Annotated in this window: 27 protein-coding genes; 12 read left to right on the top strand and 15 right to left on the bottom strand. The window is 71.3% G+C overall.

From position 1 onward, the window contains the following. Positions 1-324: 324 nt before the first annotated feature. The 3 genes from ACN27J_RS27905 to ACN27J_RS27895 all read right to left on the bottom strand — a co-directional run bounded on the left by ACN27J_RS27905 (position 325) and on the right by ACN27J_RS27895 (position 2,976). A complete protein-coding gene (locus tag ACN27J_RS27905; RefSeq protein ID WP_421370776.1) occupies positions 325-1,767 on the bottom strand; it encodes a PhoH family protein in 1,443 nt (480 codons plus the stop codon). 428 nt (positions 1,768-2,195) lie between these two features. After that, a complete protein-coding gene (locus tag ACN27J_RS27900) occupies positions 2,196-2,609 on the bottom strand; it encodes a hypothetical protein (RefSeq protein ID WP_421370774.1) in 414 nt (137 codons plus the stop codon). Between the two features lie 22 nt (positions 2,610-2,631). After that, positions 2,632-2,976, bottom strand: a complete 345-nt coding sequence (locus ACN27J_RS27895; RefSeq protein ID WP_278167105.1) for a hypothetical protein — start codon at positions 2,974-2,976, stop codon at positions 2,632-2,634. Positions 2,977-3,240: 264 nt separating this feature from the next. On the opposite strand from ACN27J_RS27895, the gene ACN27J_RS27890 reads away from it, so the two are divergent. From ACN27J_RS27890 to otsB, 3 genes are all read left to right on the top strand, one after another. Further along, positions 3,241-3,681, top strand: a complete 441-nt coding sequence (locus ACN27J_RS27890; RefSeq protein WP_278167104.1) for an XRE family transcriptional regulator — start codon at positions 3,241-3,243, stop codon at positions 3,679-3,681. A 175-nt stretch (positions 3,682-3,856) separates the two neighbouring features. After that, positions 3,857-4,231, top strand: a complete 375-nt coding sequence (locus tag ACN27J_RS27885; protein ID WP_278167102.1) for a hypothetical protein — start codon at positions 3,857-3,859, stop codon at positions 4,229-4,231. A gap of 104 nt (positions 4,232-4,335) precedes the next feature. Continuing rightward, entirely contained in the window at positions 4,336-5,160 is an 825-nt protein-coding gene (gene otsB / locus ACN27J_RS27880) for a trehalose-phosphatase (RefSeq protein ID WP_421370771.1), read from the top strand. A gap of 78 nt (positions 5,161-5,238) precedes the next feature. Here the strand turns inward: otsB and ACN27J_RS27875 are convergent, their stop codons facing one another. From ACN27J_RS27875 to ACN27J_RS27860, 4 genes are read right to left on the bottom strand one after another with little or no spacing between them, the layout of a single operon-like run. Continuing rightward, positions 5,239-6,009 (bottom strand): isoprenyl transferase, encoded by a 771-nt coding sequence (locus ACN27J_RS27875; RefSeq protein ID WP_421370769.1) that lies wholly within the window; start codon positions 6,007-6,009, stop codon positions 5,239-5,241. Between the two features lie 10 nt (positions 6,010-6,019). Further along, complete coding sequence (locus ACN27J_RS27870; RefSeq protein WP_421370767.1) at positions 6,020-7,192, bottom strand: geranylgeranyl reductase family protein; 1,173 nt, start codon at positions 7,190-7,192, stop codon at positions 6,020-6,022. Positions 7,193-7,204: 12 nt separating this feature from the next. Then, a complete protein-coding gene (locus ACN27J_RS27865) occupies positions 7,205-8,164 on the bottom strand; it encodes a hypothetical protein (RefSeq protein WP_421370765.1) in 960 nt (319 codons plus the stop codon). 20 nt (positions 8,165-8,184) lie between these two features. Next, on the bottom strand, positions 8,185-10,032 hold the full coding sequence (locus ACN27J_RS27860; RefSeq protein WP_421370764.1) for a phosphoenolpyruvate carboxykinase (GTP): 1,848 nt from the start codon (positions 10,030-10,032) through the stop codon (positions 8,185-8,187). Positions 10,033-10,383: 351 nt separating this feature from the next. Between ACN27J_RS27860 and ACN27J_RS27855 the strand changes: the two genes are divergently transcribed. The 3 genes from ACN27J_RS27855 to ACN27J_RS27845 all read left to right on the top strand — a co-directional run bounded on the left by ACN27J_RS27855 (position 10,384) and on the right by ACN27J_RS27845 (position 12,209). After that, positions 10,384-10,920: a GtrA family protein gene (locus tag ACN27J_RS27855; RefSeq protein ID WP_278167093.1), complete on the top strand. Its 537-nt coding sequence runs from the start codon at positions 10,384-10,386 to the stop codon at positions 10,918-10,920. Between the two features lie 68 nt (positions 10,921-10,988). Beyond that, complete coding sequence (locus tag ACN27J_RS27850) at positions 10,989-11,702, top strand: GtrA family protein (RefSeq protein ID WP_421370762.1); 714 nt, start codon at positions 10,989-10,991, stop codon at positions 11,700-11,702. Positions 11,703-11,711: 9 nt separating this feature from the next. Further along, the gene (locus ACN27J_RS27845) at positions 11,712-12,209 is read left to right on the top strand and encodes a MaoC/PaaZ C-terminal domain-containing protein (RefSeq protein ID WP_278167091.1); all 498 of its coding nucleotides are present in this window, start codon (positions 11,712-11,714) and stop codon (positions 12,207-12,209) included. Between the two features lie 55 nt (positions 12,210-12,264). On the opposite strand, the gene ACN27J_RS27840 is transcribed toward ACN27J_RS27845, so the two are convergent. Both ACN27J_RS27840 and ACN27J_RS27835 read right to left on the bottom strand, forming a co-directional pair. Further along, positions 12,265-12,861, bottom strand: coding sequence for a PH domain-containing protein (locus tag ACN27J_RS27840; RefSeq protein ID WP_421370760.1), 597 nt, complete (start codon positions 12,859-12,861; stop codon positions 12,265-12,267). A 95-nt stretch (positions 12,862-12,956) separates the two neighbouring features. Continuing rightward, positions 12,957-13,859 carry a biotin--[acetyl-CoA-carboxylase] ligase gene (locus tag ACN27J_RS27835; RefSeq protein WP_421370758.1) on the bottom strand — a complete coding sequence of 301 codons (903 nt, stop codon included), beginning with the start codon at positions 13,857-13,859 and terminating at the stop codon, positions 12,957-12,959. Positions 13,860-14,164: 305 nt separating this feature from the next. On the opposite strand from ACN27J_RS27835, the gene ACN27J_RS27830 reads away from it, so the two are divergent. Further along, complete coding sequence (locus tag ACN27J_RS27830; RefSeq protein WP_421370757.1) at positions 14,165-14,563, top strand: hypothetical protein; 399 nt, start codon at positions 14,165-14,167, stop codon at positions 14,561-14,563. A 338-nt stretch (positions 14,564-14,901) separates the two neighbouring features. Continuing rightward, entirely contained in the window at positions 14,902-15,957 is a 1,056-nt protein-coding gene (locus ACN27J_RS27825) for a hypothetical protein (protein ID WP_421370755.1), read from the top strand. A 105-nt stretch (positions 15,958-16,062) separates the two neighbouring features. On the opposite strand, the gene ACN27J_RS27820 is transcribed toward ACN27J_RS27825, so the two are convergent. Beyond that, positions 16,063-16,359 (bottom strand): hypothetical protein, encoded by a 297-nt coding sequence (locus tag ACN27J_RS27820; RefSeq protein ID WP_421370753.1) that lies wholly within the window; start codon positions 16,357-16,359, stop codon positions 16,063-16,065. A 436-nt stretch (positions 16,360-16,795) separates the two neighbouring features. On the opposite strand from ACN27J_RS27820, the gene ACN27J_RS27815 reads away from it, so the two are divergent. Further along, on the top strand, positions 16,796-18,388 hold the full coding sequence (locus tag ACN27J_RS27815; protein ID WP_421372538.1) for an acyl-CoA carboxylase subunit beta: 1,593 nt from the start codon (positions 16,796-16,798) through the stop codon (positions 18,386-18,388). A gap of 40 nt (positions 18,389-18,428) precedes the next feature. Here the strand turns inward: ACN27J_RS27815 and ACN27J_RS27810 are convergent, their stop codons facing one another. The 3 genes from ACN27J_RS27810 to ACN27J_RS27800 form a co-directional block, all read right to left on the bottom strand. Next, positions 18,429-19,157, bottom strand: coding sequence for a M50 family metallopeptidase (locus tag ACN27J_RS27810; RefSeq protein WP_421372535.1), 729 nt, complete (start codon positions 19,155-19,157; stop codon positions 18,429-18,431). A gap of 39 nt (positions 19,158-19,196) precedes the next feature. After that, positions 19,197-19,442, bottom strand: coding sequence for a hypothetical protein (locus tag ACN27J_RS27805; protein ID WP_278167086.1), 246 nt, complete (start codon positions 19,440-19,442; stop codon positions 19,197-19,199). Between the two features lie 70 nt (positions 19,443-19,512). Next, entirely contained in the window at positions 19,513-21,765 is a 2,253-nt protein-coding gene (locus ACN27J_RS27800) for a protein kinase domain-containing protein (protein ID WP_421370751.1), read from the bottom strand. Positions 21,766-21,938: 173 nt separating this feature from the next. On the opposite strand from ACN27J_RS27800, the gene ACN27J_RS27795 reads away from it, so the two are divergent. From ACN27J_RS27795 to ACN27J_RS27785, 3 genes are read left to right on the top strand one after another with little or no spacing between them, the layout of a single operon-like run. Beyond that, complete coding sequence (locus tag ACN27J_RS27795; protein WP_421370749.1) at positions 21,939-22,160, top strand: acyl-CoA carboxylase subunit epsilon; 222 nt, start codon at positions 21,939-21,941, stop codon at positions 22,158-22,160. A gap of 40 nt (positions 22,161-22,200) precedes the next feature. After that, positions 22,201-22,845, top strand: a complete 645-nt coding sequence (locus ACN27J_RS27790) for a Maf family protein (protein ID WP_421370747.1) — start codon at positions 22,201-22,203, stop codon at positions 22,843-22,845. Positions 22,846-22,864: 19 nt separating this feature from the next. Next, positions 22,865-23,518, top strand: coding sequence for an O-methyltransferase (locus ACN27J_RS27785; protein ID WP_421370745.1), 654 nt, complete (start codon positions 22,865-22,867; stop codon positions 23,516-23,518). Between the two features lie 140 nt (positions 23,519-23,658). On the opposite strand, the gene ACN27J_RS27780 is transcribed toward ACN27J_RS27785, so the two are convergent. Both ACN27J_RS27780 and ACN27J_RS27775 read right to left on the bottom strand, forming a co-directional pair. Continuing rightward, positions 23,659-24,423 (bottom strand): ABC transporter permease, encoded by a 765-nt coding sequence (locus tag ACN27J_RS27780; RefSeq protein WP_278167079.1) that lies wholly within the window; start codon positions 24,421-24,423, stop codon positions 23,659-23,661. A gap of 16 nt (positions 24,424-24,439) precedes the next feature. Then, the gene (locus tag ACN27J_RS27775; protein ID WP_421370743.1) at positions 24,440-25,399 is read right to left on the bottom strand and encodes an ATP-binding cassette domain-containing protein; all 960 of its coding nucleotides are present in this window, start codon (positions 25,397-25,399) and stop codon (positions 24,440-24,442) included. Positions 25,400-25,478: the final 79 nt, after the last annotated feature.

Below are 25,478 nucleotides of genomic sequence, written 5' to 3'. Positions count from 1 at the left end.
TCGCGACCGCGTGGCCGGCCGGCTGAACGGCGGCTCGCTTCGGCCGCTGCCAGGTGCGGCGCGACCGTCACGTGCGGTGCGGCGGTGCGGCTGGTTCGGGCACGCCGTGAGCGCCCGACCGGGTGGGTCGCGCGTCGGCCGGCCGCGATGGTGGTCGGCTGACGCACCACCACCGACGACCCGGATATCGGTCGTCGCCGGTGCGCGCGCTCGTCGACCACCATCGCTCACGGTGAGGCCGTTGGGAAACGCGGGACTTTGAATGTGATACTGGTCACGCTAATTTTCACCCTAAAGTGGGGCATAGCCCCACACCGGGCGAGGTCAGCGCGGGATGTCCTCCAACAGATCAGTAACCATTTCGGCGATGGGAGAACGCTCCGAACGGGTCAGCGTGACATGGGCGAACAGCGGATGCCCCTTCAGCGCCTCGATCACCGCGGTCACCCCGTCGTGCCGGCCCACCCGCAGATTGTCCCGCTGCGCGACGTCGTGGGTGAGCACCACCCGGGAGCCCTGTCCGATCCGGGACAGCACGGTGAGCAGGACGTTGCGTTCCAACGACTGGGCCTCGTCCACGATCACGAAGGCGTCGTGCAGGCTGCGACCCCGGATGTGGGTCAGCGGCAGCACTTCCAGCATGCCGCGGGCGAGCACCTCCTCCATCACGTTCTCGTGCACCACCGCGCCGAGGGTGTCGAAGACCGCCTGGGCCCACGGCGACATCTTCTCCGACTCGGACCCGGGCAGGTAGCCGAGCTCCTGACCGCCGACGGCGTACAGCGGACGGAAGACGACGACCTTCTTGTGCCGGCGCCGTTCCATCACCGCTTCCAGCCCGGCGCACAGAGCCAGCGCCGACTTGCCGGTGCCGGCCCGACCGCCCAGCGAGACGATCCCGATCGACTCGTCGAGCAGCAGGTCCAACGCGATCCGCTGCTCGGCGGAGCGACCACGCAGCCCGAACGCCTCCCGGTCACCGCGTACCAGCCGTACCGTCTTGTCGGCCATCACCCGGCCGAGCGCGGCGCCGCCGGTGCCGTGCAGCACCAGGCCGGTGTGGCAGGGCAGCCCGGCGGCGCTGTCCAGGTCGACGGCCTCGCCCGCGTACAACTGCTTGACCTGCTCGTCGGTGGACTCCAGCTCGGCCATCCCGGTCCAGGTCGGGTCGCTGGCCTGGCCGTGCCGGTACTCGTCGGCGACCAGACCGACCGAGGCGGCCTTGACCCGCAGCGGCATGTCCTTGCTGACCAGCACCACGTCCCGGCCCTCCGCGCCCATGCTGAGCGCGACCGACAGGATCCGGGTGTCGTTGGACTCGTTGCGGAACCCCGGCGGCAGTACGTCGGTGTCGGCGTGGTTGAGCTCGACCCGCAACGTGCCGCCCGACTCGTTGGCCGGCACCGGCTGGTCCAACCGGCCGTGGCGGACCCGGAGTTCGTCCAGCATCCGCAGGGACTGCCTGGCGAACCAGCCGAGCTCCGGATGGTGCCGCTTGCCTTCCAGCTCGGAGATCACCACCAGCGGGATCACCACCTCGTGCTCGGCGAACCGGTGGAACGCCCCCGGGTCGGACAGCAGGACCGAGGTGTCCAGGACGTACGCGCGGGCGGCGATTGGCGGCTCCGGTTGGGCTGGGCCGGCGGACCGGTCGGCCGACTCGGACGCGGCGGCGTCCGGGGCTCGGCGGGTCCGGCTACGGCTGGACGGGACAGCGGCGGCGGTCGGGCTCTGATCGGCCCGGGGGGTGGTACGTCGACTCGTCACAGGCCTGCTCCGTCGGGCGTGCACCCGATCCGCCCGCGATCCGGCTCCACCGGGGCCCGAAGGCACGGGTCGGATGCGGAACCCATGCGACTGCAGGTCCGGACCGTCCGGCTGGCCCGGGACGACCCCGGACCATGACTAGACGCTAGCCGCCGGATCCCGACCTCGGCTAGGCGTCAGAGCCGATCTTCGGCCCACACACCGGAGGTGAGCGGGGCAAATGGCGATCCGTACCCAGGTCCGACACACACCGGTCACGCGACGGACACATCCGAGCCGCGCAGGCGGCCGGCCGGGATGCGCACCCCCTGCACGCATCCCGGCCGGGAGGAACTCCGGCGCGGTGACGCCGGGGTTCCCTGGCGGTGTCGCGTCCGCCTCAACACGACACCGCACTCGGAAAAGCTCATCGCTGCGGCCGCGACCGGTCAGGGATGTCGGCCGGCCAGCAGTTCCGTCGAGTGCCGGCCACCGGTCCCATCGAGGCCAGGCCCACCGAGGCCAGGCCCGCCGAGGCCAGGCCCGCCGAGGCCAGGCCCGCCGAGGCCAGGCCCACCGACGAAGGCCGCACCGGTGTAGGTGGTGCCCGGACGGACCGCCAGGTCGACTCCGGCAGCCACCGGACGGGCCACCGGACGGGCTGGTTCCGGCAGCACCGACGCGATCGCGGCCCGGGTCTCCCGGCGCCGCCGGGTCCACGCCCCGCGGTCACCGTCGAAGTACCCCTGCCGGTAGCCGAACCGGTAGCCGATCCGGTAGCTGAGCTGGCCGTGCAGCCGGCCGGCGGCGTAACTGGCCGAGGCCAGCAGCAACACCAGGAAGACCGCGAAGAACGAGCTCATCCGGTCGCCCCGATCTCTGGGATCATGTCTCCTCCGACTCGAACGACGTCGGGTCGTCGGTGAGCAGCCGATCGATGTCGTCGGTCCTCACCTCTTCGACCAGTTCGACGCTGATCCGGCAACCGCCCAGCACCACCTCGGCCACCGAGGCCCGCCGGATCTCCCCTCCGGCGTCGTAGACCCGCACACTCAACTCCGGACAGCCGAGGTGCGCCCGCCACGCGTTCCACTCGGACCGGTCCCCCACGTTGAGCGACAGGTGACGACACCCCCGTGCCAGGTACAGCCGCCACGGCGCGGTCAAGCCGCCGGCGACGGCGTCCGCGATCAGGCCGAAGGCCTGGGCCCGGGTCGCGAGTTCGGTCACCGCACCGTCTCCGTCACGTGTAAGCGACAACTCCACTCACTCAGCGTCTCAAGCACGTGACGTAGAGTAAAGCGTCACGCGCAAGTGACAGCATCGTCTTTTCGGGTGATTAGCGCCACCCCACTTCGTCCTTAAACTGCACCCGTGGCACCCCTCGTGACAAGGGAAGATTTCCCGACAGAGATTCACAAAGCTCTGTCACAAACACAGTACAGAAGGCTTCCTGCCCCCAGGAAAAGCGGTGATTCGCCGTACCGTCGGCCGGTGCCGGACAGCTCCGCCGCGCGGAAGATCGCCTTCGCCGCCTTCGTACGCAAGGCGCTCGCCGACGCGCGCGCGACCCGCGCCTGGACCGGCTCGGAGGTCTCCCGACGCACCGGCGTGTCCCGCCAGACCATCAACCGGTGGGTACGCGGCGAGTGGTCCAGTGATCCGGAGGCCGAGCGGGTGGTCTCGTTCTGCGAGGGACTGGGGATCAGCCCGACGATCGCGTTCGGCGTACTCGGCTGGGACCGCGCCACCAGCGCCCGGCCCGCACCCTCGGCACCGCCGATGGACCCGGACGTGGAGGCGCTGCTCCGCCGGCTGGTCGACCCAAACGTTTCAGATGCGGAGAAATTTCACATCAGGGAGACGATCCGCTATCTCGCCTACCGACCCCCACTGCCGGCCGAACCTCGCAAAGGACCCAAGCGGGCAGGGTAGTTCTCAGATGGCGAAAGAAAGCCGATCAAGCGGCCCGGTTCTGTCCCACTTGCACGCTGAGTCACGATAGCGTTCCTCTCCGTACTGCTTGGGCTCGTCATCCACGGGGGACGGGACAAGGCCGGACACAGCCCGGACACAGCCCTGCGGGACAGGAGGGAGGGTCGATAACCCGATGACCCTCAAATGGTCGGCAGTCGTGATCGCGGCCGTCGCGATCACGCTTTACGGCACCACGAATATCGTGGTCGCCGTCCTGAGTAGCGGCGAGGTGCCAGCGGTGGTGAACCTGTTCGTCATCGCCTGCGCGTCCGTCGCCACGCTGGTGGCGGTCATCGCGCACCTCAACGACCGACAGCAGGGACGGCTGACCGCGCTCACCGAATTTCTCGTCGCCCGGCTCAATGAAGTCGATTCACACGTCGCCGACCGCAACTCCGGCTTCGTCGAGGGCTATTTGCTCCGGCAGGGGCAGCAACACGACGCGGCAGTCGTGCAATTTCCACCGCGGATGCACGGTCGGCGGCTGATGAGCGGCGGTGACGACTGACCCGCCGGGTGGTTCGCGGACCGTAGTCACCAGGGCCGACGTCCCCGAACGTTCATCCGCCGAGAGGTCTGGCACCTGCGGCGGCAGCAGGTACGCTGACGCCCGTGCGGCCGTTCGAGGTAGGAAACCAGCGCTTGGCCCGTCCGCTGACCGCGGAGCAGGCATGGCGAGCCACCATCGATCGCGCCGACCGGTGCGTGCTGTTCTTCGACTTCGACGGCACCCTCGCCCCGGTCGGTGACGATCCCACGTCGGTGCAGCCCGCGCCCAAGGTGCTGGCGGCGATCGAGTCACTCGCCGGGGTGGTGCAGCGGATAGCGATCGTGTCGGCCCGACCGGTCGACTTCCTCCGAGCCCAGTTCGCCACGATCAGTGATGTCGACCTGTACGGACTGTACGGGCTGGAGCACAGTCACGGATCCGGACCGACGGTCACCGAGCCGGCCGCGCTGCCCTGGGTCCCGGCGATGCAGGAGCTGGCCGACCGGGCCCGCGCCGAGCTGCCTGCCGGCGCTCTGGTCGAGTACAAACGGCTGTCCGTCGCGCTGCACTACCGGACCGCGCCCGAGCTCGCCGAAACCGTCGAATCGTGGGGGCAGGCCCAGGCCGAACAGCTCGGCCTGCGGGTGCAGAGCGGGCGGATGGTCATCGAGATCAAGCCGCCGGTCGACCGGGACAAAGGCATGGTCATCGGCGACGCGGTCGGCACCGCCGGCTGCGCCTGGTACTTCGGTGACGACGTCTCCGACATCAAGGCGTTCGCCGCTCTCCGGGCACACGCCAGCGCCAACCCGGACTTCTTCGGCGTCTGCGTGGCGGTGGCCAACGCCGAGACCGGGCACGACGTGTCAGCGGCCGCCGACCTCACCATCGACTCGCCGGAAGCGCTCGGCGACTTCCTGACCTCCGCCGTGCACGCCCTGGACTGACGTCCCCGCAGGCAGCTGACCGTCGCTCGGTGGAGCGGGCGGCGGTCAGGCGCCGTACCGGTCAGGCACCGGACCTGGTCAGGCGCCGTACCGGCGTTGCCGGTTCGCGTACGACCGCAACGCCCGCAGGAAGTCCACCCGACGGAAGTCGGGCCAGTTCACATCGCAGAAGTAGAACTCCGAGTGCGCCGACTGCCACAGCAGGAAGCCGGAGAGCCGCTGCTCACCGCTGGTCCGGATGACCAGGTCCGGGTCCGGCTGACCGCGGGTGTAGAGATGCTCGGCGATGTGGTCGACGTCGAGCACCTCGGCCAGCTCCTCCAGGGTGCCGCCGGACTTGGCGTGCTCGTGCAGCAGCGAGCGGACCGCGTCGGCGATCTCCCGGCGGCCACCGTAGCCGACCGCGATGTTCACCTGCGCGCCCTCGGACCGGGTCTGGGTGCGCTCCTGCGCGGCCTTCAACGCCGTCGCGGTGGAATCCGGCAGCAGGTCCAGCGCACCGACGATACGCAGCCGCCAGGGGTTGCCCTCCTCGGCCAGCTCGGTGACCAGATCCTCGATGATGCTCAGCAGTGGATCCAGCTCGCGGGCCGGCCGACGCAGGTTGTCGGTGGCCAGCAGATACAGCGTGACGTGACCGATGCCGGCCTGGTCACACCAGTTCAACAGATGTTTGATCTTGGCTGCGCCGACCCGGTGCCCGTCGTTGGGATCCACGAACCCCATTTCCCGGGCCCACCGGCGGTTGCCGTCGCACATCACGCCCACGTGGCCGGGCACCGGCTTGCCCGCCAGCCTCGTCATGAGCCGTCGCTCATAGACCGAGTAGAGCAGCTCCCGCAGAGTCATCACAAGCAGACTAGCGACCGGAGCGCCGTCGCGCGGTATCGGCCGCTCGGCGAATCGTCAGTTGCACGGCGAGCCGGCGCACCGTGACCGCGTCCAGCTGGCCGTCGCCGAGACCGAGTTCGACGATGGTGTCGAAGACGCGCCGGTCCCGCGCCGCCGCCGCGACGGCGGCGTCCACCGTCGTCGGCCGCCGGGCCAGCCAGGCGCCGACGGCGCTGTGCCGCAGGTGCCCACCGAGGCGTCGGCGCAGCGCCTGCCGGTAGCGGCGGGCGGCGAGCGCCGGCGTACCGGCCGCCGCCGCACCGGCCAGCGCACCGGACAGCACCGCGTAGAAGATGCCCTCGCCGGTGAACGGGTTGATCAGCGACAGCGCGTCGCCAGCCAGCACCAGCCGACCCGCACCCACCGGCGGCCGCCGGGTGGACAGCGGTAGATGATGCGCCCGCAGATCGGTGACCTGCGCCAGGTCGGTGCCGGGCAGCAGCGCGCACAGCCGGTCCAGCAGCCGGGCCCGGGTCAACGGCCGGCCGCGCAGCACCTCCCCGTACCCGATGTTCGCCCGCCCGTCACCGATCGGAAAGGCCCAGGCGTACGCCGGCCAACCGGCCGCTGTGGTGACGATCCGCTGTTCGCCGGGTCTGGTGACGGCCCCGACCGGCGCGTAGCCGCGAATCGCCAGGGCCAGATGTCCGTCCGGGTTGGCGCCGTGGCCCAACGCCCGGCGTACCACCGATCCCGCGCCGTCCGCGCCGACCACCGCCCGCGCCGCGATCTCGCCGTCGAGCAGCACCAGGTCGTCGCGGACCGTGACCCGCCGTACGGTGTGCCGCCGCAGCCGCGCGCCGACGGCGACCGCGGCGGCGACCAGCCGGGCGTCGAAGACGGCCCGGGGCACCGTGTACGCCGGACGGACCAGCTCGGCGGCGACCTGCCCGCCGTGCGGGGCGACCAGCCGGAGCCGGCCGACCGGGGCGAACCCGTCGACCGGGTCGGGCACGTCCAGCCCGGCCAGCACGTCGAGGGCGTGCGGTGCGATGCCGTCGCCGCACGGCTTGTCGCGGGGAAAGTCGGCCCGGTCCAGCAGCAGCACCCGGGCACCGGCCCGGCGGGCGGCGATCGCGGCGGCGGCACCGGCCGGCCCGGCACCGACCACCGCGACGTCGACGACCGACGTACCGTCCACCTGGACCTCCCGTCAGGCCGGTTCGGTGCCGGCTGCCGTCCGGCCGGGCTCGGCACCGACGCTCCCCCGGCCGGGCTCGGCGCTGCCCGCCTCCCGACCACGCTCGACGCGACCGGCCCGCCACACACCGTAGAAGGCCAGCGCCACCGCCACCACCAGCGGCGCGCCGTCGCGGACCAGACCGTCCACGCCGAGCAGCCACCAGCACAGCGGCAGGTCGACGGCGAGCACCCCGAGGCTGACCAGGACCAGCAGCCAGCGTGCCCAGCGTCGGCCGCGCAGCATGAAGAACGACACCAGCAGCACCAGCCAGCTGGTGGCGGTGGCGACCGCGATCCAGGCCACCACCGCCGGGGTGGCGACCAGCCGGCCGTCGAGCAGCACCCCGATCGAGACCAGCGCCGGCACCAGCATCAACGGTGGGTAGGTGAAGGCCGAGACCCGGGCGACGAGCAGCCAGGCGGCGACCGGTGGCCGCCGGGGCGGGGCCTCGCGCCAGGTCAGCCGCCGGCCGTGGCGGACCAGCCGGGCCGGGTGTCGGGTCAGCTGCGCACCGACCGCCGGGGACCGGTACAGCAGCCACACCACGGCCAGGCAGAGCCCAGCGAGCAGGGCGAACCCGACCACCCCGGGCAGCGGCGGTACGCCGGAGCGCGGCACCACCAGCCGGCCGAGCGCGAAGACGGTGGTGACCGCCAGGATCAGCCCGAACGGTCGGGCCCCGGCCCGGCCCCGGCGTACCTGCCGGATCAGGACCAGGAACCCGAACGCCCGCAGCAGCGCCCAGCCGGAGCGGACCGCCACACCGACGTCCCGCTCCGGGGCGTACCACCAGTTGAGCAGGTCGACCACGACGGTGGCCGCGGCGGTGACGGCGAGCAAGCCGACCAGCTGGCGGACCGGCGGCGGCAGGCGGAGCGCTGCCGGGCGGACCGGTCCGGCGCGGCCCGCACCGGGATCGACTGCCGCCACCGGCGCAGGCTATCCAACGGTCAGTCGGCGGCGTCCAACCGGGCCCGCAGCGCGTCCAGCTCCGCCCAGAGCACCCCGGGCAGTTTGTCGCCGAACCGCTCGAACCATTCGGTGATCTGCGGCAGCTCCGCGCGCCACTGCGCCGGGTCGACGGCGAGCGCGGCGGCCACGTCGGCCGGGTCGGCGTCCAGGCCGGACAGGTCGAGCGCGTCGACGGTCGGCACGTTGCCGATCGGGGTCTCCACCGCCGCGCCGGTGCCGTCCAGCCGCTCGACGATCCATTTGAGCACCCGGGAGTTCTCCCCGAAGCCGGGCCAGAGGAACCGGCCGTCGTCGTCGCGGCGGAACCAGTTGACGTAGAAGATCCGGGGCAGCTTGGCGGCGTCGCCGTCGGTGCCCTTGCCCATCTCGATCCAGTGCCGGAAGTAGTCACCGGCGTGGTAGCCGATGAACGGCAGCATCGCCATCGGATCCCGCCGGACCACCCCGACCTTGCCGGCCGCCGCAGCGGTCGTCTCCGAGGAGAGGGTGGCGCCCAGGTAGACGCCGTGCACCCAGTCGCGTGCCTCGGTGACCAGCGGCACCGTGGTGCGTCGCCGGCCGCCGAACAGGATCGCGTCGATCGGTACGCCGCGCGGGTCGTGGTACTCGTCGGCCAGGATCGGGCACTGGGTGATCGGGGTGCAGAACCGGCTGTTCGGGTGGGCGGCGTCGGTGCCCCGGTCGGGGTTCCAGTCCTCGCCCCGCCAGTCGGTCAGGTGCGCCGGTGGCTCGCCCATCCCCTCCCACCACACGTCGCGGTCGTCGGTCAGCGCGACGTTGGTGAAGATGGAGTTGCCCCGGTCGAGGGTCCGCATCGCGTTGGCGTTGGTCCGCCAGTCGGTGCCGGGGGCGACGCCGAAGAGCCCGTACTCGGGGTTGACCGCGTACAGCCGGCCGTCGTCGCCGAACCGCATCCAGGCGATGTCGTCGCCGATGGTCTCGACCTTCCAACCGGGGATGGTCGGCTCCAGCATGGCCAGATTGGTCTTGCCGCAGGCGGACGGGAACGCGCCGGCGACGTAGCGGACCCGCCCGTCCGGCGCGGTGAGCTTGAGGATCAGCATGTGTTCGGCCAGCCAGCCCTCGTCGCGGGCCATCACGCTGGCGATCCGCAGCGCGTAGCACTTCTTGCCGAGCAGCGAGTTGCCGCCGTAGCCGGATCCGTACGACCAGATTTCCCGGGTCTGCGGGAAGTGCGAGATGTACTTGGTCTCGTTGGCCGGCCACGGCACGTCGGCCTGGCCCGGCGCGAGCGGGGCGCCGACCGAGTGCAGGGCCGGTACGAACGCGGCGTCGTCGCCCATCGCGGCGAGCACCTCGGCGCCCATCCGGGTCATGATCCGCATCGAGGCGACGACGTACGCGCTGTCGGTGATCTCCACCCCGAACATCGGCTCCGGGGCGTCCAACGGGCCCATGCAGAACGGGACCACGTACATGGTCCGGCCGCGCATGCACCCCCGGTACAGCTCGGTCATCACCCGCTTCATCTCGGCGGGGTCCACCCAGTTGTTGGTCGGGCCGGCGTCGGACTCGTCGGGTGAGCAGATGAAGGTACGTTCCTCGACCCGGGCCACGTCGGTCGGGTCGGTGCGGGCCCAGAACGAGTTGGGACGGCGTTCGCTGTCCAGCCGGACCAGGGTGCCGGAGTCGACGAGTTCGTCGGTGAGCCGGTGCCATTCGGCGAGCGAACCGTCGGCCCAGACGACCCGGTCCGGTGTGGTGAGGTTGGCGATCTGACGGACCCAGTCGAGCAGGCGGGCGTGGCTGGTCGGGGCGGGGCCGGGGACGTTCGACGGTACGGACGCGGTGGCCGTTGCAGTCATGGCGATCTCCTCGTGGTCGGCGCTGACCTCGTTCCTGGAGTGCACGGCACCGGCGGATGGTCGGGCCCACCCGCCGGGATACAAGTCCGGGAGTTGGACTCAGGGTAAACCGATTGATCGTTCAGGGCAGCCGAGGAGCTTGTGAAGAAGTGCACAAGTTGTCGACGCATGCAATCTGACGAGCTGTTTCTCGCTCTCACGCGCAGTTGTACGCAAGATCTTCCGGCGCTCGACCAACCCCAACCTCAGTCACTCTGCGTGTTCACGACTCGGGTGGCGAAAGCGTGGCGCGGCCGGAAACTCGGGCGGTGCCGACACATCGGCGGGCGGGAACCCGCTACGCTCGACCACGTGCCCGTCCACGCCGCCGGCGAGCCGTCCGCGCCCGCCTCCAGTCCGGGGTTGATCCGCCGGCTCCGGGACCGGTTCGGTCTGCTGGTCCGCGAGATCGGCAAGTTCGGAGTGGTTGGCGGGATCGCCTTCATCGTCGACATCACCCTGTTCAACATCGCTTCAGGCGTGCTCGGGATGGGCCCGCTCAGCGCGAAGACGCTGTCGACGGTGATCGCTGCCTCGGTGGCCTTCGTGGGCAACCGCTTCTGGACCTGGCGGCACTCGGTCAGGTCCGGGCTGGCCCGCGAGTACGGCCTCTATTTCTTCTTCAACGCGGTGGGCCTGGGCATCGGCCTGGCCTGCCTGGGGATCAGCCACTACGGGCTGGGCAGCATCTGGCCGGGGGTGTTCCAGACACTGCTCGCCGACAACATCGCGGCCAACATCGTCGGCGTGGCGGTCGGCACCCTGTTCCGGTTCTGGGCGTACCGCAGGTTCGTGTTCACCGTCGCGGCACCCGCCGTGGTGGCGGCCGCTGCCAGCGACCGTGACTAGCCCCACCCGGTGCCGCCCTACCCGCCAGTCAACCCGAACGGCCCGTCGACCTGCCGTATGGTGATCTGATGCGAATACTTCGCCTTCTGCCCGAGCGCTGGCAGAGGTTCATCCGCGAGGCGCTGAAGTTCGGCACCGTCGGTGGCATCAACACCGCGGTCAACTTCGCGGTGTTCAACGCTCTGGCACTGACCGTGCTCGCCGACGGTCAGCTGAAGGCGACTGTCGTCGCCGCGCTGGTGGCGACCACCAGCTCGTACTTCATGAACCGCCACTGGACCTACCGCGACCGGCCGAAGTCGGCCATCCGGCGGGAGTACGTACTGTTCTTCCTGTTCAACCTCACCGGCCTGGCGATCGAGGTCGGGGTGCTGGGGCTGGCCAAGTACGGCTTCGGCATCAGCGGGCTGCTGGCCCTGAACATCGTCAAGATCATCGGACTGGTGCTCGGCACCATCTTCCGCTTCTGGGCGTACCGCACGTTCGTCTTCCGCCCGGCACCCGCCGCCCACCCCACCACCGGGACCGGCCCGACCGCCGAGACCGGCCCGACCACCGGGGTCGAGCCCGGGGCCGGGACCGAACCGGCGGCGGGCGGCCCGGTCCCGCAGCAGATCCAGCGGGACGGGCAGCCACCGACCGGCCAGTCGACGCAGGCCCTCGACAGCACGGCACCTCTGGCCGACCAGCTCGACGCCGAACTCGCCGCCGAGATCGCCGCGAAGATCACCGCCGAACTGGACGCGGAGATCGCCGCGGCGACCCGCCCGGCCAGGCGCTGACCGACGACCGTGCGCTCCGGCACCGGTGCTGACGCCGACCTGTTCTTCGAGGATCTCGCCCCGGGCGGTTCCTTCGACCTCGGCATCACCACCGTGGACGGCGTCGAAATGGTCAGCTTCGCCGAACGCTTCGACCCGCAGTGGTACCACGTCGAGCCGGACCTCGCCCAGGCCAGCCCGTACGGCACCGTGATCGCCAGCGGATTCTTCACCGTCAGCCTGTTCATGCGGGCGTACGTGGACGCCGTGCTGTCCCGGGCCGCCGCCGACACCTCCCCCGGCCTGGAGGAGCTGCGCTGGCTGGCCCCGGTGTACGCCGGTGACCGGCTCGCCGGGCGGCTGGACGTGCTCACCAGGAAGCTGTCCGACGCCCGGCCCGGCCTGGGCACGGTCACCCTGCTGGGGTCGTTGACCCGGCTCGACACCTACGACCGGCCGGAGCGCGAGGTGCTGCGCACCCGGTTCCGTGGCTGGTTCGCGCTACGCGGCGCCGGGCCGACGACCTGACCCGGCTGGCCAGCGGGCCAGGCCCGCCTGGCGGTGCTGGCCAGCCGTCGCCCGGTCAGCGGCCGGGTGAGGCGTTGTCCGGTCGCGCCGGGGCCGGCTGGTCCGGCCCGGTGCGTGCTTCGTCAAGAATTTCCCGCAGCTCACCGTCGCCCAGGCTGTGCAGATCGTGGTGCGCCTCGACCAGCTCGTAGAGCTGCGTCTGCACCTGACTGACCCCCGGAAGGTCGGGCAGCACGGTCTGCCCGCGTTCACCGGCGGACTCGATGGTCAACGTTCCGCAGCCGAGCAGCCGCTCGCTGAACCGCTGCGTCATGGAGTGGTCGTTGACCCGGTTCAACGGGATGTCCCGGCGCTCCCGGGAGAACACCCCGTGCTGCAGCACCACCCGCTCGTTGGTGAACACGTAGTGCGTACTGCGCCAGACCGCGAACGGCCGGACGGCGAACCAGAGCACCGCGACCAGCGCAAGCGCGAGAATCACGTACCACACGACGGTGGCTGCGGTGCTCTCCGGCAGCAGCAGGAACCCGGCCACCACGGCGGCGACCGCCAGCACCGTCACCGCCACCGGCCGGACCAGCGCCTTCCAGTGCGGGTGCAGGTGCAACACGACATGCTCGTCCGCGGTGAGCATGTCTTCGGGAAATGCCACGGCAACCTCCTAGCCCGGGCCGGGCGGGGGACCCGGCCGGCGGTCCGTACACCGGCCGCCGGGGTGACCGTAGCGGTTGACCGCCACCCGGACAGTCAACCGGGCGTACCGTTTCCCGGCGCGTCGCCGGACCGCACGTGCGTCACGTCCCCGGCCGCGACCGCCAGTTCGCCGTCGGCCGTACGGACCACCAGGCGACCGTCCTCGTCAACCGTGCCGGCCAGCCCGGTGTGCGCCGCTCCGGACGGCAACGAGACCCGCACCTGCCGGCCCATCGTCACACAGTGCCGCAGGTACGCCGCCCGCAGACCGGACGCGACCGGGTCGCCGCCGGCGGCCCGCCACCGCCCGTACCAGTCGGCCACCCCGCGCAGCACCGCCCGCAGCAACGGGTCCCGGTCGGTCGCCGCCGCTCCGGCCAGCTGCAGCGAGGTGGCCCGCAGACCACTGCCGGGCGGCGGCAGCTCGTCGACGCGCAGCGTCACGTTGAGCCCGATGCCCAGCACCACGGCCGGGCCGGCCGCCCCGTCCGGGGCCGCCTCGGCGAGGATCCCGGCGCACTTCGCCTCGTCGATCAACAGATCGTTGGGCCATTTCAACCCGGCCGGCAACTCGGCCAGCCGGGCCACCGCCTCGGCCAGCGCGACGCCGGCCAGCAGCGGCAACCAGCCGTACCGGGACCCCGGCACCGCCGGCCACGACCGGGCGGGCCGAGCCGCCGCCGGCTGCAGCAGCACGCTGACGGCGAGGCCGGCCCGCGGCGGCGAGGTCCAGTCGCGGCCGAGCCGCCCGCGCCCGGCGTGCTGCTGCTCCGCCGCGATCACCAGCCCTTCGGCGGCACCGGCTCGCGCGGCGGCGAGCACGTCCGCGTTGGTGGAGCCGGTCTGCGCCCGGACCTGCACGTCGGTCCACAGGCCGTCGGTAACGATCAACGCGCGACGCAGCCCACGCTCGTCCAACGGCGGACGGTCCAGATCGGTGTACGGTGAGCCGGCCATCCGCCCACCCTACGGCGGCACCTGGCAGCGCACCGCGTCTGCCACAGAACCAGGCATGCTCCGGGAAGGAGCATCGCGCCGCTGATACAAGGAGTCCAGCCGCCGCCTGGGGTCGTGGCGGAGACCAACGGGATCTCCCTAATTTGTGACGGTCGATTCTTGCGTCACCGATCATTGATGGTTACCGTTTCAGCACGGGGCGTGACTCTAGAACGTTCTAGGTCTCGATGGTCACCAGAGTCACTTGGTACCTGCTCGGCTGTCATGCCCCTTCGTCGACCGGATGGATCGGATGGAGAGGCGCAATGAGGAAACTGCTCGCCATGCTGGCGGTCGCCGCCACAGCCGGGGCCGCTCTGCTGGTTCCGGCAACTGCGCAGGCCGATGCCGGATCGGCGCTGGCCCTGTGCACCTCTGGCCGGTTCTGCAACTGGACCGGCACAAACTTCTCCGGCACGCTGTTCCAGGGCATCCCGCTGCCGGGCACGTCCGTCTGGTGCATCAACATGCCGGTCGGAACGCGCTCGATGAGCAACGGCACCAGCCTGACCCTGAGCGCCAACCAGAACCGCTGCGAGAACTCCGGCGGGTCGGCATCGGTGGTCGGCCCGGGGCAGGACAGGGCATCCTTCTCCTTCGTGGTCAACTCGGTGTCGTACTGCAGCGTCTGCCGCCAGCCGCGGGGAAGCATGCCGGGCGAGTAGACCATCCAGACCGAAGACCATGGTCGCCTGCCGGCGTGGATCGCCGGCCGGCGATCCACAGCAGACAAGCGGCAGAAGATGGTCGTCCCGTGCTCGACAGGTCCCCGTCGCGGGTACGACAGCGGGCCACTGCTTGCGATCCGATGGACGCAGCTTGAAGGCACCCGTACCCTATGGGGCATGGAGAGCCGCCCGCTTGACCTACTGCTGTCGATGGCAGGAGTGGCTGGGTGAGCACCTCGGCGATCGCCGGAACCAGCTCGGCTCCACGCGGCGGGCGCCTCCGTCGGTGGCTTTCGCTTCCCGACCGTCGTCCCGTCACGGTAGCGGCAGCGGTCGTGGTCACGGCGGTGCTCGGGGCGTTCGGCGCGGCGACCGGATCCATGCTCGGGGCAGCCACCCTGACCGATCTTCCCAGCGACACCGCGATGGTCGACCTGACCAGACGTGCCAGCGGCGTCGAGGCTCCTTCGGTCGTGCTGCGGCAGACCTCGGCACGAACAGCGGACCGGGTATTCACTGCGGTGACCTTGGACGGCAGGTGGGACGCGTCGCAGGCCCGGCAGCGCTACGCCGCCGCCGGCTGGTCGGTCTCAGAGATCGAGGTCGTACACGACCAGGCAGGCGTAGCGGACCCCGCTGCCTGGACCAGCGACTACATCCCCTCCCGTTACGACCGGTTCACCGCCGAGCATCACGGACTGGTCGTCGCGATCGCCGGCATGTCCGTCGGCGGCAAGACCACGGTCGGGGTGGACGCCTGGGCCGCAGGCTCACCAGTGCTGCGCATCCTGCTGGTCGCAGGCGTGGCGCTCGGGCTGTCCGCCGGATGGCTGCTCGCGGCGGCGGTAGCGCGGCGGATCCACTCGACGCACCCCGCGCACCGGATCACCGTAGCTGCGCTGTCCGCTACCACCGTCCTCGTCCTCGCGGCACCCGTCATCGCCCTGTATGTCAGCCTCGCGCACGCGATACGTCCGCACTCTCACACCGGCGGCCCGCTCCCCAGTGTGCACCACGCGCTGTCGCCCGTCCCGTACTGGACAGCGGCACCGCCGTGGCTTCTTCCCGCCTCCAGCGCCGTCGGCGGGCTGCTCGTCATCGTCACCGTCGTGTTCGCCGCCCGGCCGCAGCCGGCCCGACTCGCCGCAGTCGGCATCCCGACTGGCGGCGTTCGCATCGACGACGACTTCGAGGTGGCGGCGAACATGGTCAAGGACTCGATCGCCGAAGCCCGAACCGATCGCCGCGCCGCCCAGCGGTTGTTGTTCCTGTCCGCCTATCCAGACTGGACACCTGACGCGCTCGACCGGATGCGCGGTCATCTCATCGACTCGGGCGTGCCCGCCGCCTTCCTCACCACCACCCAGCCATCCGGGCCACCGCAACCCTGACCCAGGCCCTCTCACTGAGACGCGGGTCCCGGAATCGTGGCTGCTCCGCCGCCTCCCTCCGCAGCGGAGCAGTCTTTCAGGTTGGGCCGGTGTCGCTCCGTCGCGCTACCAGTGGTCGCGCCACTGCGGCACCGGTGCCACGCCGCGGAACGGATGCCCGGTGACGGTCGTACCGACCACCGGCACTGCTACCGGCGGGTCCGACGCGAGGACGGCCGGATCCGACACGGGAACGGCCGGGTCCGAAGGAGGGACGGCCCGGTCCGACGCTCGTACGGGTTGTGCGTAGGCGTCCGTCGGCCGGTCGAACCAGTCGAAATCCTCGTCAGCAGCAGCCGGCGGCGCGGCAGCCGGCGGCACAGCAGCAACCGGCGGCACAACGACGGGCGGCACGGCGGCCACCGGCGGCTCCGGCAGTGCGACGGCGGGTCGGCCGCCCCGACGTTGGCGCGGCACGGCCACGCCGACCGTGTGGCGTCCACCGGGCGTCGTCCGGCGACGGAACAGCCCGGTGCGGGTGGCCCGACGTCGCCCCCGCCCTCGCCGGCGCCGATGCGGCGCGGCGTCCAGACTTCCGGCCCTACGGCTGCCGACGGTGGCCGCCCGCGCCGGCCAGAGCGTCCGCCGCATCACCAGCAGCACCGTCAGACCGGACGCGATCAGCGCAACTCCCAACACTGTCACGTGGTGGTAACGAATCGGGCAACAGGCAGGAAACGTCGTCCCGGGGTCGATCGGGCCGGGCCGGGGCCGGGGCGACGACGGCGTACTGAGGGAAACCGCACACCGTCGGCCCCTGACCGGCGGTCGCGACGTCGATAGCATCCGCGGTGTGGGCGTGACGAGTGAGCAGTCCGGGACCGGAACCGACCTCCACAGCACCGCCGGCAAGCTGGCGGACCTGGAACGCCGGGTCGACGAGGCGGTGCATGCCGGCTCGGCCCGCGCGGTCGAGAAACAGCATGCCCGGGGTAAGAAGACCGCCCGGGAACGGATCGCGATGCTGCTCGACGAGGGTTCCTTTGTCGAGCTGGACGAGCTGGCCCGGCACCGGTCGACCAACTTCGGGCTGGAGCGCACCCGCCCGTACGGCGACGGGGTGGTGACCGGCTACGGCACCGTCGACGGCCGGCAGGTGTGCGTCTTCGCGCAGGACTTCACCGTCTTCGGCGGCTCGCTCGGCGAGGTCTTCGGCGAGAAGATCGTCAAGGTGATGGACCTGGCGATGAAGATCGGCTGCCCGGTGATCGGGATCAACGACTCCGGCGGCGCGCGCATCCAGGAGGGCGTGGTCAGCCTCGGCCTGTACGGCGACATCTTCTTCCGCAACGTCCGCGCCTCGGGCGTCATCCCACAGATCTCCCTGGTGATGGGGCCGTGCGCGGGTGGCGCGGTGTACTCCCCGGCGGTCACCGACTTCACCATCATGGTCGACCAGACGTCGCACATGTTCATCACCGGCCCGGACGTGATCAAGACGGTCACCGGCGAGGACGTCGGCATGGAGGAGCTCGGTGGCGCCCGCACCCACAACGCCACCAGCGGAAACGCCCACTATCTGGCGACCGACGAAGAGGACGCCGTCGACTACGTCAAGGCGCTGCTGGCGTACCTGCCGAGCAACAACCTGGACGAACCGCCGACGTTGCCGACCGAGGCGGAGCCGGCAGTCACCGACACCGACCGTGAGCTGGACACCATCGTCCCCGACTCGGCCAACCACCCGTACGACATGCACCGGGTGATCGAACACGTCCTGGACGACGGCGAGTTCCTGGAGGTCCAGCCGCTGTACGCGCAGAACATCGTGGTCGGCTTCGGCCGCATCGAGGGCCGGCCGGTCGGGGTGGTCGCCAACCAGCCGATGCACTTCGCCGGCTGCCTGGACATCGGGGCCTCGGAGAAGGCCGCCCGGTTCGTGCGCACCTGCGACGCGTTCAACGTCCCGGTGCTGACCTTCGTCGACGTGCCCGGTTTCCTGCCCGGCACCGACCAGGAGTGGGACGGCATCATCCGGCGCGGCGCGAAGCTGATCTACGCGTACGCCGAGGCGACCGTCCCGAAGGTCACCGTCATCACCCGCAAGGCGTACGGCGGCGCGTACGACGTGATGGGGTCGAAGCATCTCGGCGCGGACCTGAACTTCGCCTGGCCGACCGCGCAGATCGCGGTGATGGGCGCACAGGGCGCGGTGAACATCCTCTACCGCGCCGAGCTGGCCGCCGCCGACGACCCGGCGGCGGTTCGGGCGCAGCGGATCGCCGAGTACGAGGAGCGGCTGGCCAACCCGTACGTCGCCGCCGAGCGCGGCTACGTCGACTCGGTCATCGCACCGTCGCAGACCCGGGTGCAGGTGGCGCGCGGGCTGCGGATGCTGCGCGGCAAGCGGGAGACCCTGCCGCCGAAGAAGCACGGCAACATCCCGCTCTGACCGGTACGGGTCGCAGCGGTACCAGTCTCAGCGGTACGGGTCACCCGCCCGGCGGCGTCGGCAGCTCCAGGTCGGCCAGCCACGGGCTGGCGAGCAGCAGTGCTCCGATGAACAGCGCGGCGAGGTTGATCAGGCCGAAGAACCCCACCCAGACCAGGCCGGGCACCCGGGTCAGCCAGGCGAGCTGGTCGGCGTCCGACTCCGGCGAGCGGCCCTGGGCCCGCAGCCGCTGCAGCTCACCGACCGGCCGCACCCCGCCGATCAGCAAAAACCACACCCCGGTGTACGCGAACGCGGCCTGCACGTCCGGGCCGGCGAACCACGAGACGGCGAAGACCACACCGCCGGTGACCAGGATGGACACGATCCCGAAGAGATTGCGGATCATCACCAGCATGGCGAGCAGCAGCGCCACGGCGATCCAGAGCAGCAGGGTGATCCGGTTGCCGCCGAGCAGCAGGGCCCCGGCCAGCCCGACCAGCGACGGCGCGACGTAGCCCGCCAGCAGGGTGAGGATCATGCCCAGCCCGGTCGGCCGACCGGCGGACAGGGTCAGCCCGGAGGTGTCCGAGTGCAGCCGGATCCCCTTAAGCTTGCGGCCGGTGAGCAGGGCGATCAGCGCATGCCCGCCTTCATGGGCGATGGTGATCGCGTTGCGGCCGATCCGCCAGGGCAGCCGGGTGAGCACCGCGACGAGCGCGACGGCGGCGGTGATGAGCACGAGCAGTGGCGGCGGGTCGGTCTGGGCCGTGAAAAGGCGGTCCCACATTTCCGTCAGCCCGGTGATCGACACAGCCAGCGAGCCTACTCACCGCTCGCCACGCCCACCAGACCACCGTCCGCCGGCAGGTAGGACCGTAGGTTCGGCGCCGGCCCGGTCACTGACGGTCACGCGGTACGCGGCAACGGCGGCGACCGTCACGGCCGCACCGCCGGACAGCACCAGCAGTACGGGTATCAGACCGACGCTGGCGACCAGCAGGGCCGCATCGGCCAGGGCCACCAGCATCCACAGTGCCACGCTCGGTTTGGCGATCCGTCGACGGTTGACCATGTCGCACTCTCCTTCCGTCGCGCTCCGGTTGTACCCGGAAGATCGGAAGTTCATGCGGGTGAGCCGTGGCTCAGCTCCCGGCGGGCTGGAATCTGCTCGCCATCAGCTCGAAGTAGACCAGGTCCTGCTGCCAGCGTTCGGCCGTGGTGGACCAGTAGATGGAGTACGCCTTGTCCGGTGCGGTGACGAACCCCCGGTTGCGCACCTGCAGTCGGTTGCCCTGGTTGCTGGTGTAGCGGAACTCCCAGTCGGCGGCGTCGAGGAAGTAGTCGACGGCTTCGATCCGTACCCGCTCGTAATTGTTGTAGGTGCCCCGCCGCGTCTGCTCCTGGTTCTGCCAGTCGGCGACCGGATCCGGCTTCGGGTTGTCGGTCTGGTCGATGATGATCAGCCGGCCGAGTCGACCGTTCTCCCGGAACTCCACCCGGGTTCGTTCGCGGCTGACCGACCAGCCTTCCGGCACCGGCACCGAGAACCCGGTCTGGTCCTCGTGCAACCGCCAGCCGTCGGGCAACGGCGACTGCGGGTCCGGCGGCTGGGGCGACTCATCGCTCTGCGGCGGCACCGCCGGCACCTCGGGCGACGTCTCGGCCGCCGGTGAACTCGGTTCGACACTCGGCTCGGCGCTCGGCGCGCCGGAGGTCGGGGCCGGGGCCGACGGCGTGGCCGAGGCGGCCGGACCGGTGCCAAGCTGCCCGTCGGGCTCGTCCTCGTCGCCGGTGGCAAGCAGCGCGACGGTCACCAGCAGCGCCAGTACGACGACAGCGGCCACACCGCCGATCAGCCAGGTACGGGGCAGCTTGGTGACGGACCGGACAGCCCGCGCGGCGCGGTCGAGCAGCAGGGCCGGGATGGACCAGTTTCGCCGGTCCGACGCGGTGGCGGCCGGCACCGACTCGGGTTGTTCCTGGACCGGTGGCCGCTCGGCGGGCTCGGCGACCGTCGGCTGCTTCGTCGCCGTCGGCTGCTCAGCCGCCTTGGCCGTCGCCGTCGGCTGCTCAGCCGCCTTGGCCGCCGCCGGCTGCTCAACCGCTGGCTGCTCGGCAGGCTCGGCGGCCGGTGCCCGCTCGGCCGGCTTACGGCTCGGCGCCGTCTCCTTGCGACCCGGCACCACCTGGGTGCGCTCTGCCTGGGGCAGCACGGTGGTCTCCGACGGCGGCTCACCGGATTTGGTCGGCAACACACTCGTCTCGGCTGCGCCCGCAGCTGCGGTCGCCGCGCCGGCGGGTTGGTCGGTCGGCGGCACCACCCTGGTCGGGTCCGCCGAGTTGGTCGGCCGGGTGACCGGCGGGCCGTACTTGGCCGGGCCGGGGACCACCGGCAACGCGGTCGGCAACGGGGCCACCGGCGGCGACACCGGCTCCGACGGGACCGGGGTGCGCGGCGTGCCGCCGCGCGGACCGGGCACGATCCCCGACCGGGACTCGCCGGGGCGGACCTCCCGGCTGCCGTACGGGCTGGGTCGGCGTACCCCGTCGAGCAGTGAGCGACCGCGACGCGGACCGCGCCCGGCGGCGCGGGTCAGTAGCCGCTCCGCCTCGTCGGCCTTCATCCGGGTGTACGGGTCCTTGCGCAGCAGCCCGGCCAGCACCGGCTTGAGTGGACCGGCCCGGCGGGCGGGCGGCGGCGGCTCGGTGGCCAGCGCGGAGAGCGTCGCGATGGCGGTCTGCCGGGCGTACGGCGACTGCCCCTCGACGGCCGCGTACAGCGTCGCGCCGAGCGACCACAGGTCGCCTTCCGGCCCGGCACTGCCGGTACGGGCCCGCTCCGGGGCGATGTACGCCGGTGAGCCCAGCACCAGCCCGGTACGGGTGACGTTGGGGTCACCCGGCACAGTGGCCAGGCCGAAGTCGGTGAGCACCACCCGGCCGTCGTGGCCGAGCAGTACGTTGCCGGGCTTGACGTCCCGGTGCATCACCCCGGACAGGTGGGCGGACCGGAGCGCGCCGAGCACGCCGAGGCCGATCTCCGCGGCCCGGGTCGCCGGGACCGGGCCGTTCTGGGCGAGCACGTCCTGCAGCGACCGGGACGGCACGTACTCCATCACGATCCACGGGTCGCCGTCGGTGCGCAGCACGTCGAAGACGCGTACCACGTTGGTGTGGTTGAGTCGGGCGATCGCCCGCGCCTCGCGCAGCGAGCGCTCCCGCATCTCGCGGCGTTCCTGGTCGGTGAGGCCCGGCGGCGGCACCAGCTCTTTGATCGCCACGTCCCGGTGCAGCACCTCGTCGCGGGCCTTCCAGACCCGGCCCATGCCGCCCTGACCGAGCGGCTCGACCAGCCGGTAACGGTCTGCAACTAGTTGCGGGGGCACAGCGGACATCCAAATGACCGTACCCGGAAGGCTTGGGTGCCACACGATCGGCACGCGGCCGGTGTGAGCCGCGCGTCATATGGTACCGGGGTGGCAACCTGACGCCGAGGGTAGCGCGCCAGTAATGATCACCACTCGCCGGCCGGTCGCCGGCCGGCCTGGTCGGCACGTACGCTCGGCCGATGAGCGACGCGGAGCCGGCCTGGCGGATCGTCCGGGGCACCCCGACCCCCGAGGAGTTGGCGGCGCTGGTGGGCGTGCTCGTCGCCCGTACCCGTCCGATTGCCGACAGTGGCACCGACCGGTCGGCACCGTCGCGGTGGGCCCGCAGCGCCCGACCCATGCCGGGTTTCCCGGGCCGGCTCGGTCCGGACGCCTGGCGCGCCAGCGCGCTGCCCCACTGATCATCGGTACCGCATGCTGCGGCCGGTAGCCTGACCACCCGTGGCTACCTCCCTGCGTCCGCGTCTGGTGCTCGCCTCGGCGAGCCCGGCCCGGCACAAACTGCTGCAGGCCGCCGGAATCACCCCTCAGGTGCTGGTGAGCGGCGTCGACGAGGAGTCGGTGACGCTGGACCGGGCCGACGAGCTGTGCCTGGAGCTGGCCCGGCTCAAGATGGCCGCCGTCGCCGACCGACTCCGACCGGACCTCGCCGACGACGACACCGACCTGCTGGTCCTCGGCTGCGATTCGGTGCTCGACTTCGACGGGGAGATCCTCGGCAAGCCGGCCGACGCCGTCGACGCGACCGCGCGGTGGCGGCGGATGCGCGGGCGGTCCGGGGTGTTGTACACCGGCCACGCGCTGACCAGTCTGGCCACCGGCGGGTACGCCGGGGCCGCCGCCGCGACCGTGGTGCACTTCGCCGACGTCACCGACGACGAGATCGCCGCGTACGTGGCGACCGGCGAACCGCTGCAGGTGGCCGGGTCGTTCACCATCGACGGGTTGGGCGGGCCGTTCCTGGAACGGATCGAAGGTGACCACGGCACGGTGGTGGGGTTGTCGCTGCCGCTGCTGCGCCGGCTGGTCAGCGAGGTCGGCTACCGGATCACGGATCTGTGGGGCGAGCCCGACACCGGCCGGTAGTCGGACTACCGTCTGCCCCATGACCACCAAGACCTTGCCGATGACCGACGCCCTGCAGGCGTACGTCATCGCCCACGGCACCCCGCCGGACGAGATCGTCAGTGACCTCATCGCCGAGACCGCCAGCACGCTGCCGGAGAACGCGCAGATGCAGGTCGCGCCGGAGCAGGCGGCGCTGATGACCCTGCTGACCCGGCTGGTGAACGCCCGCCGGGCGGTGGAGGTCGGCACCTTCACCGGGCTGTCCGCGCTGGCCATCGCCCGTGGTCTGCCGGCGGACGGGCAGTTGATCTGTCTCGACGTGTCGGAGGAGTTCACCGCGGTGGCCCGGCGCTACTGGCAGCGGGCCGGGGTCGACGGCCGGATCGACCTGCGGATCGGTCCGGCGGCCGACTCGCTGCGGGCGTTGCCGGGCGAGCCGCACCTCGACCTGGCGTTCATCGACGCCGACAAGATCAGCTACCCGGTCTACTGGGGTGAGCTGGTGCCCCGGATGCGGCCCGGCGGGCTGATCGTGATCGACAACGTGCTGCGGCACGGTCGGGTGCTGGATCCGCAGAGCGAAGAGGACGAGGCGATGGTCGCCTTCAACCAGCAGGTGGCCGCCGACGACCGGGTGGACGTGGTGATGTTGGCGATCGCCGACGGGCTGACCCTGGCCCGACGCAGGTGACAGCGGGTCGACGCAGGTGACGGCAGGTCGACGCAGGTGACGGCGGGCCGGCCGGGACGGCGGTAGCCTGGAGCGGCTGCCCTCTGTGCCGTTGCCGTGCGCAGAGGGCAGCCCCGTGCCCGGCTACCGAAGAGCGGGGACTACCGGACGCTGCGGGCGAAGGCGCGGGCCGCCCAGGTGACCGCGAGACTGGCCAGCGCCAAGGTGATCAGCAGACCCTGCCAGACCGCGTCGTCGCCGAGGTTGCCGGCGAACAGCGCCCGAGTGCCGTCGACCGCCCAGGAGAACGGGTTCCATTGCGCCACCCGCTGCAGCCACAGCGGCGCGAAGGCCAGCGGCAGCAGGATGCCGGAGAGCAGCAGCACCGGCTGGGCCACCGTGTTCATCAGCGGGGCCAACGCGTCCTCGCTGCGCACCAGCAACGCCACGCCGTACGACACCGCCGAGGTCATCAGCGCGATCAGGGCGAGCAGCAGGTACGCCAGCAGCAGGTAGCCGAGGTGCACGGTGAGCCCGAACGGGATCGCCAGCACCGTGATGATCACGGCCTGCAGCAGCAGGGACACCACGTCGCGCAGGCTGCGGCCGAGCAGCAGGGCGAGCCGGCTGACCGGGGTGACCCGGGAGCGCTCGATCACCCCGGCGCGCAGTTCGGCGATCAGGCCGAAGCCCTGGAACAACCCGCCGAAGATGGCCAGCAGCACCAGCAGGCCGGGGACGAAGAGGCGGTAGACCTCCGCGTTGGTGGTCGCCCCCATCGGGGCCAGCGCGGGCTTGAGCAGCGGGGCGAACAGCACCAGGTACATGATCGGCTGGAACACCCCGACGAAGATCCAGACGGGATTGCGCAGCAGCAGCAACGCCTGCCGTTGGAAGATCAGCCAGGTGTCGCGGAAGAACTTCATCGTGCGGTCTCCATGGTCAGCTCTCACGCAGCGAACGGCCGGTCTTGGTGAGGAACACGTCGTCGAGGCTGGGCCGGTGCAGCTCGATCGAGCCGAGTTCGAGACCGGCGCCGTCGATGGTGCGCAGGATCTGCGGGATGGCGGTGGCGCCGTCGTCGACGAAGAGCCGTACGCCGCCGTCGTCGGGGGTCTCCAGCTTGCTGACGTACGGCTGGCTGTCGAGCAGTTGCGCGGCGGCGGCCGACTCGTCCGGGCGCAGCCCGACGGTGACCACCTCGCCGGCGACCTCCCGCTTGAGCGCGGCCGGGGTGCCCTCGGTGACGATCTCGCCGTGATCCATGATCGCGATCCGGTCGCAGAGCGCGTCCGCCTCGTCGAGGTAGTGGGTGGTGATGAAGACGGTCATACCTTCGGCGCGCAGCCGGCGGATCTCGTCCCACATGTGGGCCCGGCTCTGCGGGTCCAGCCCGGTGGTCGGCTCGTCGAGAAAGACCACCTTCGGCTCGTGGATGATGCCCAGCGCGATCTCGACCCGGCGGCGCTGACCGCCGGAGTACGTCTTGCACTTGCGGTCGGCGTACTCGGTCAGCTGGAAGGCGGCGAGCGCCCGGGTGGCCCGACGTTGCGCCTCGGCCTTGCCGATGCCGTACATCCGGGCGTGCATCACCAGCTCTTCGCGGCCGGTGACCTCGTCCCACGTACTGCCGCCCTGGGCCACGTAGCCGATCCGCCGACGGACCTCGCCGGGGTTGCGCAGCAGGTCGGCCCCGGCGATGACGGCCTCCCCGCCGTCGGGCTCGATCAGCGTGGCGAGCATCCGCAGCGTGGTGGTCTTACCGGCGCCGTTGGGCCCGAGGAAGCCGAAGATCTCCCCCTGCTCGACCAGCATGTCGACGCCTCGGACCGCGTCCACGGTCTTGGCGCCGCGCCCCTGTCGGGAGCGGAACGACTTCCGCAGCCCTTTGGTCTCGATCATGAAGTGTCTCCTGGCTTGCCGAGCCGGCCGGCCGCCGGCCGCTCTCCCCCGTGGGCAGGCCGGGCCGCCCAGCTCCCCA

This window comes from Solwaraspora sp. WMMB762 (genome assembly GCF_049179115.1).
Classification (GTDB): domain Bacteria; phylum Actinomycetota; class Actinomycetes; order Mycobacteriales; family Micromonosporaceae; genus Micromonospora_E.
The sequence above is the reverse complement of the archived record's forward strand: the minus strand, read 5'-3'. Positions and strand labels throughout refer to the sequence as shown.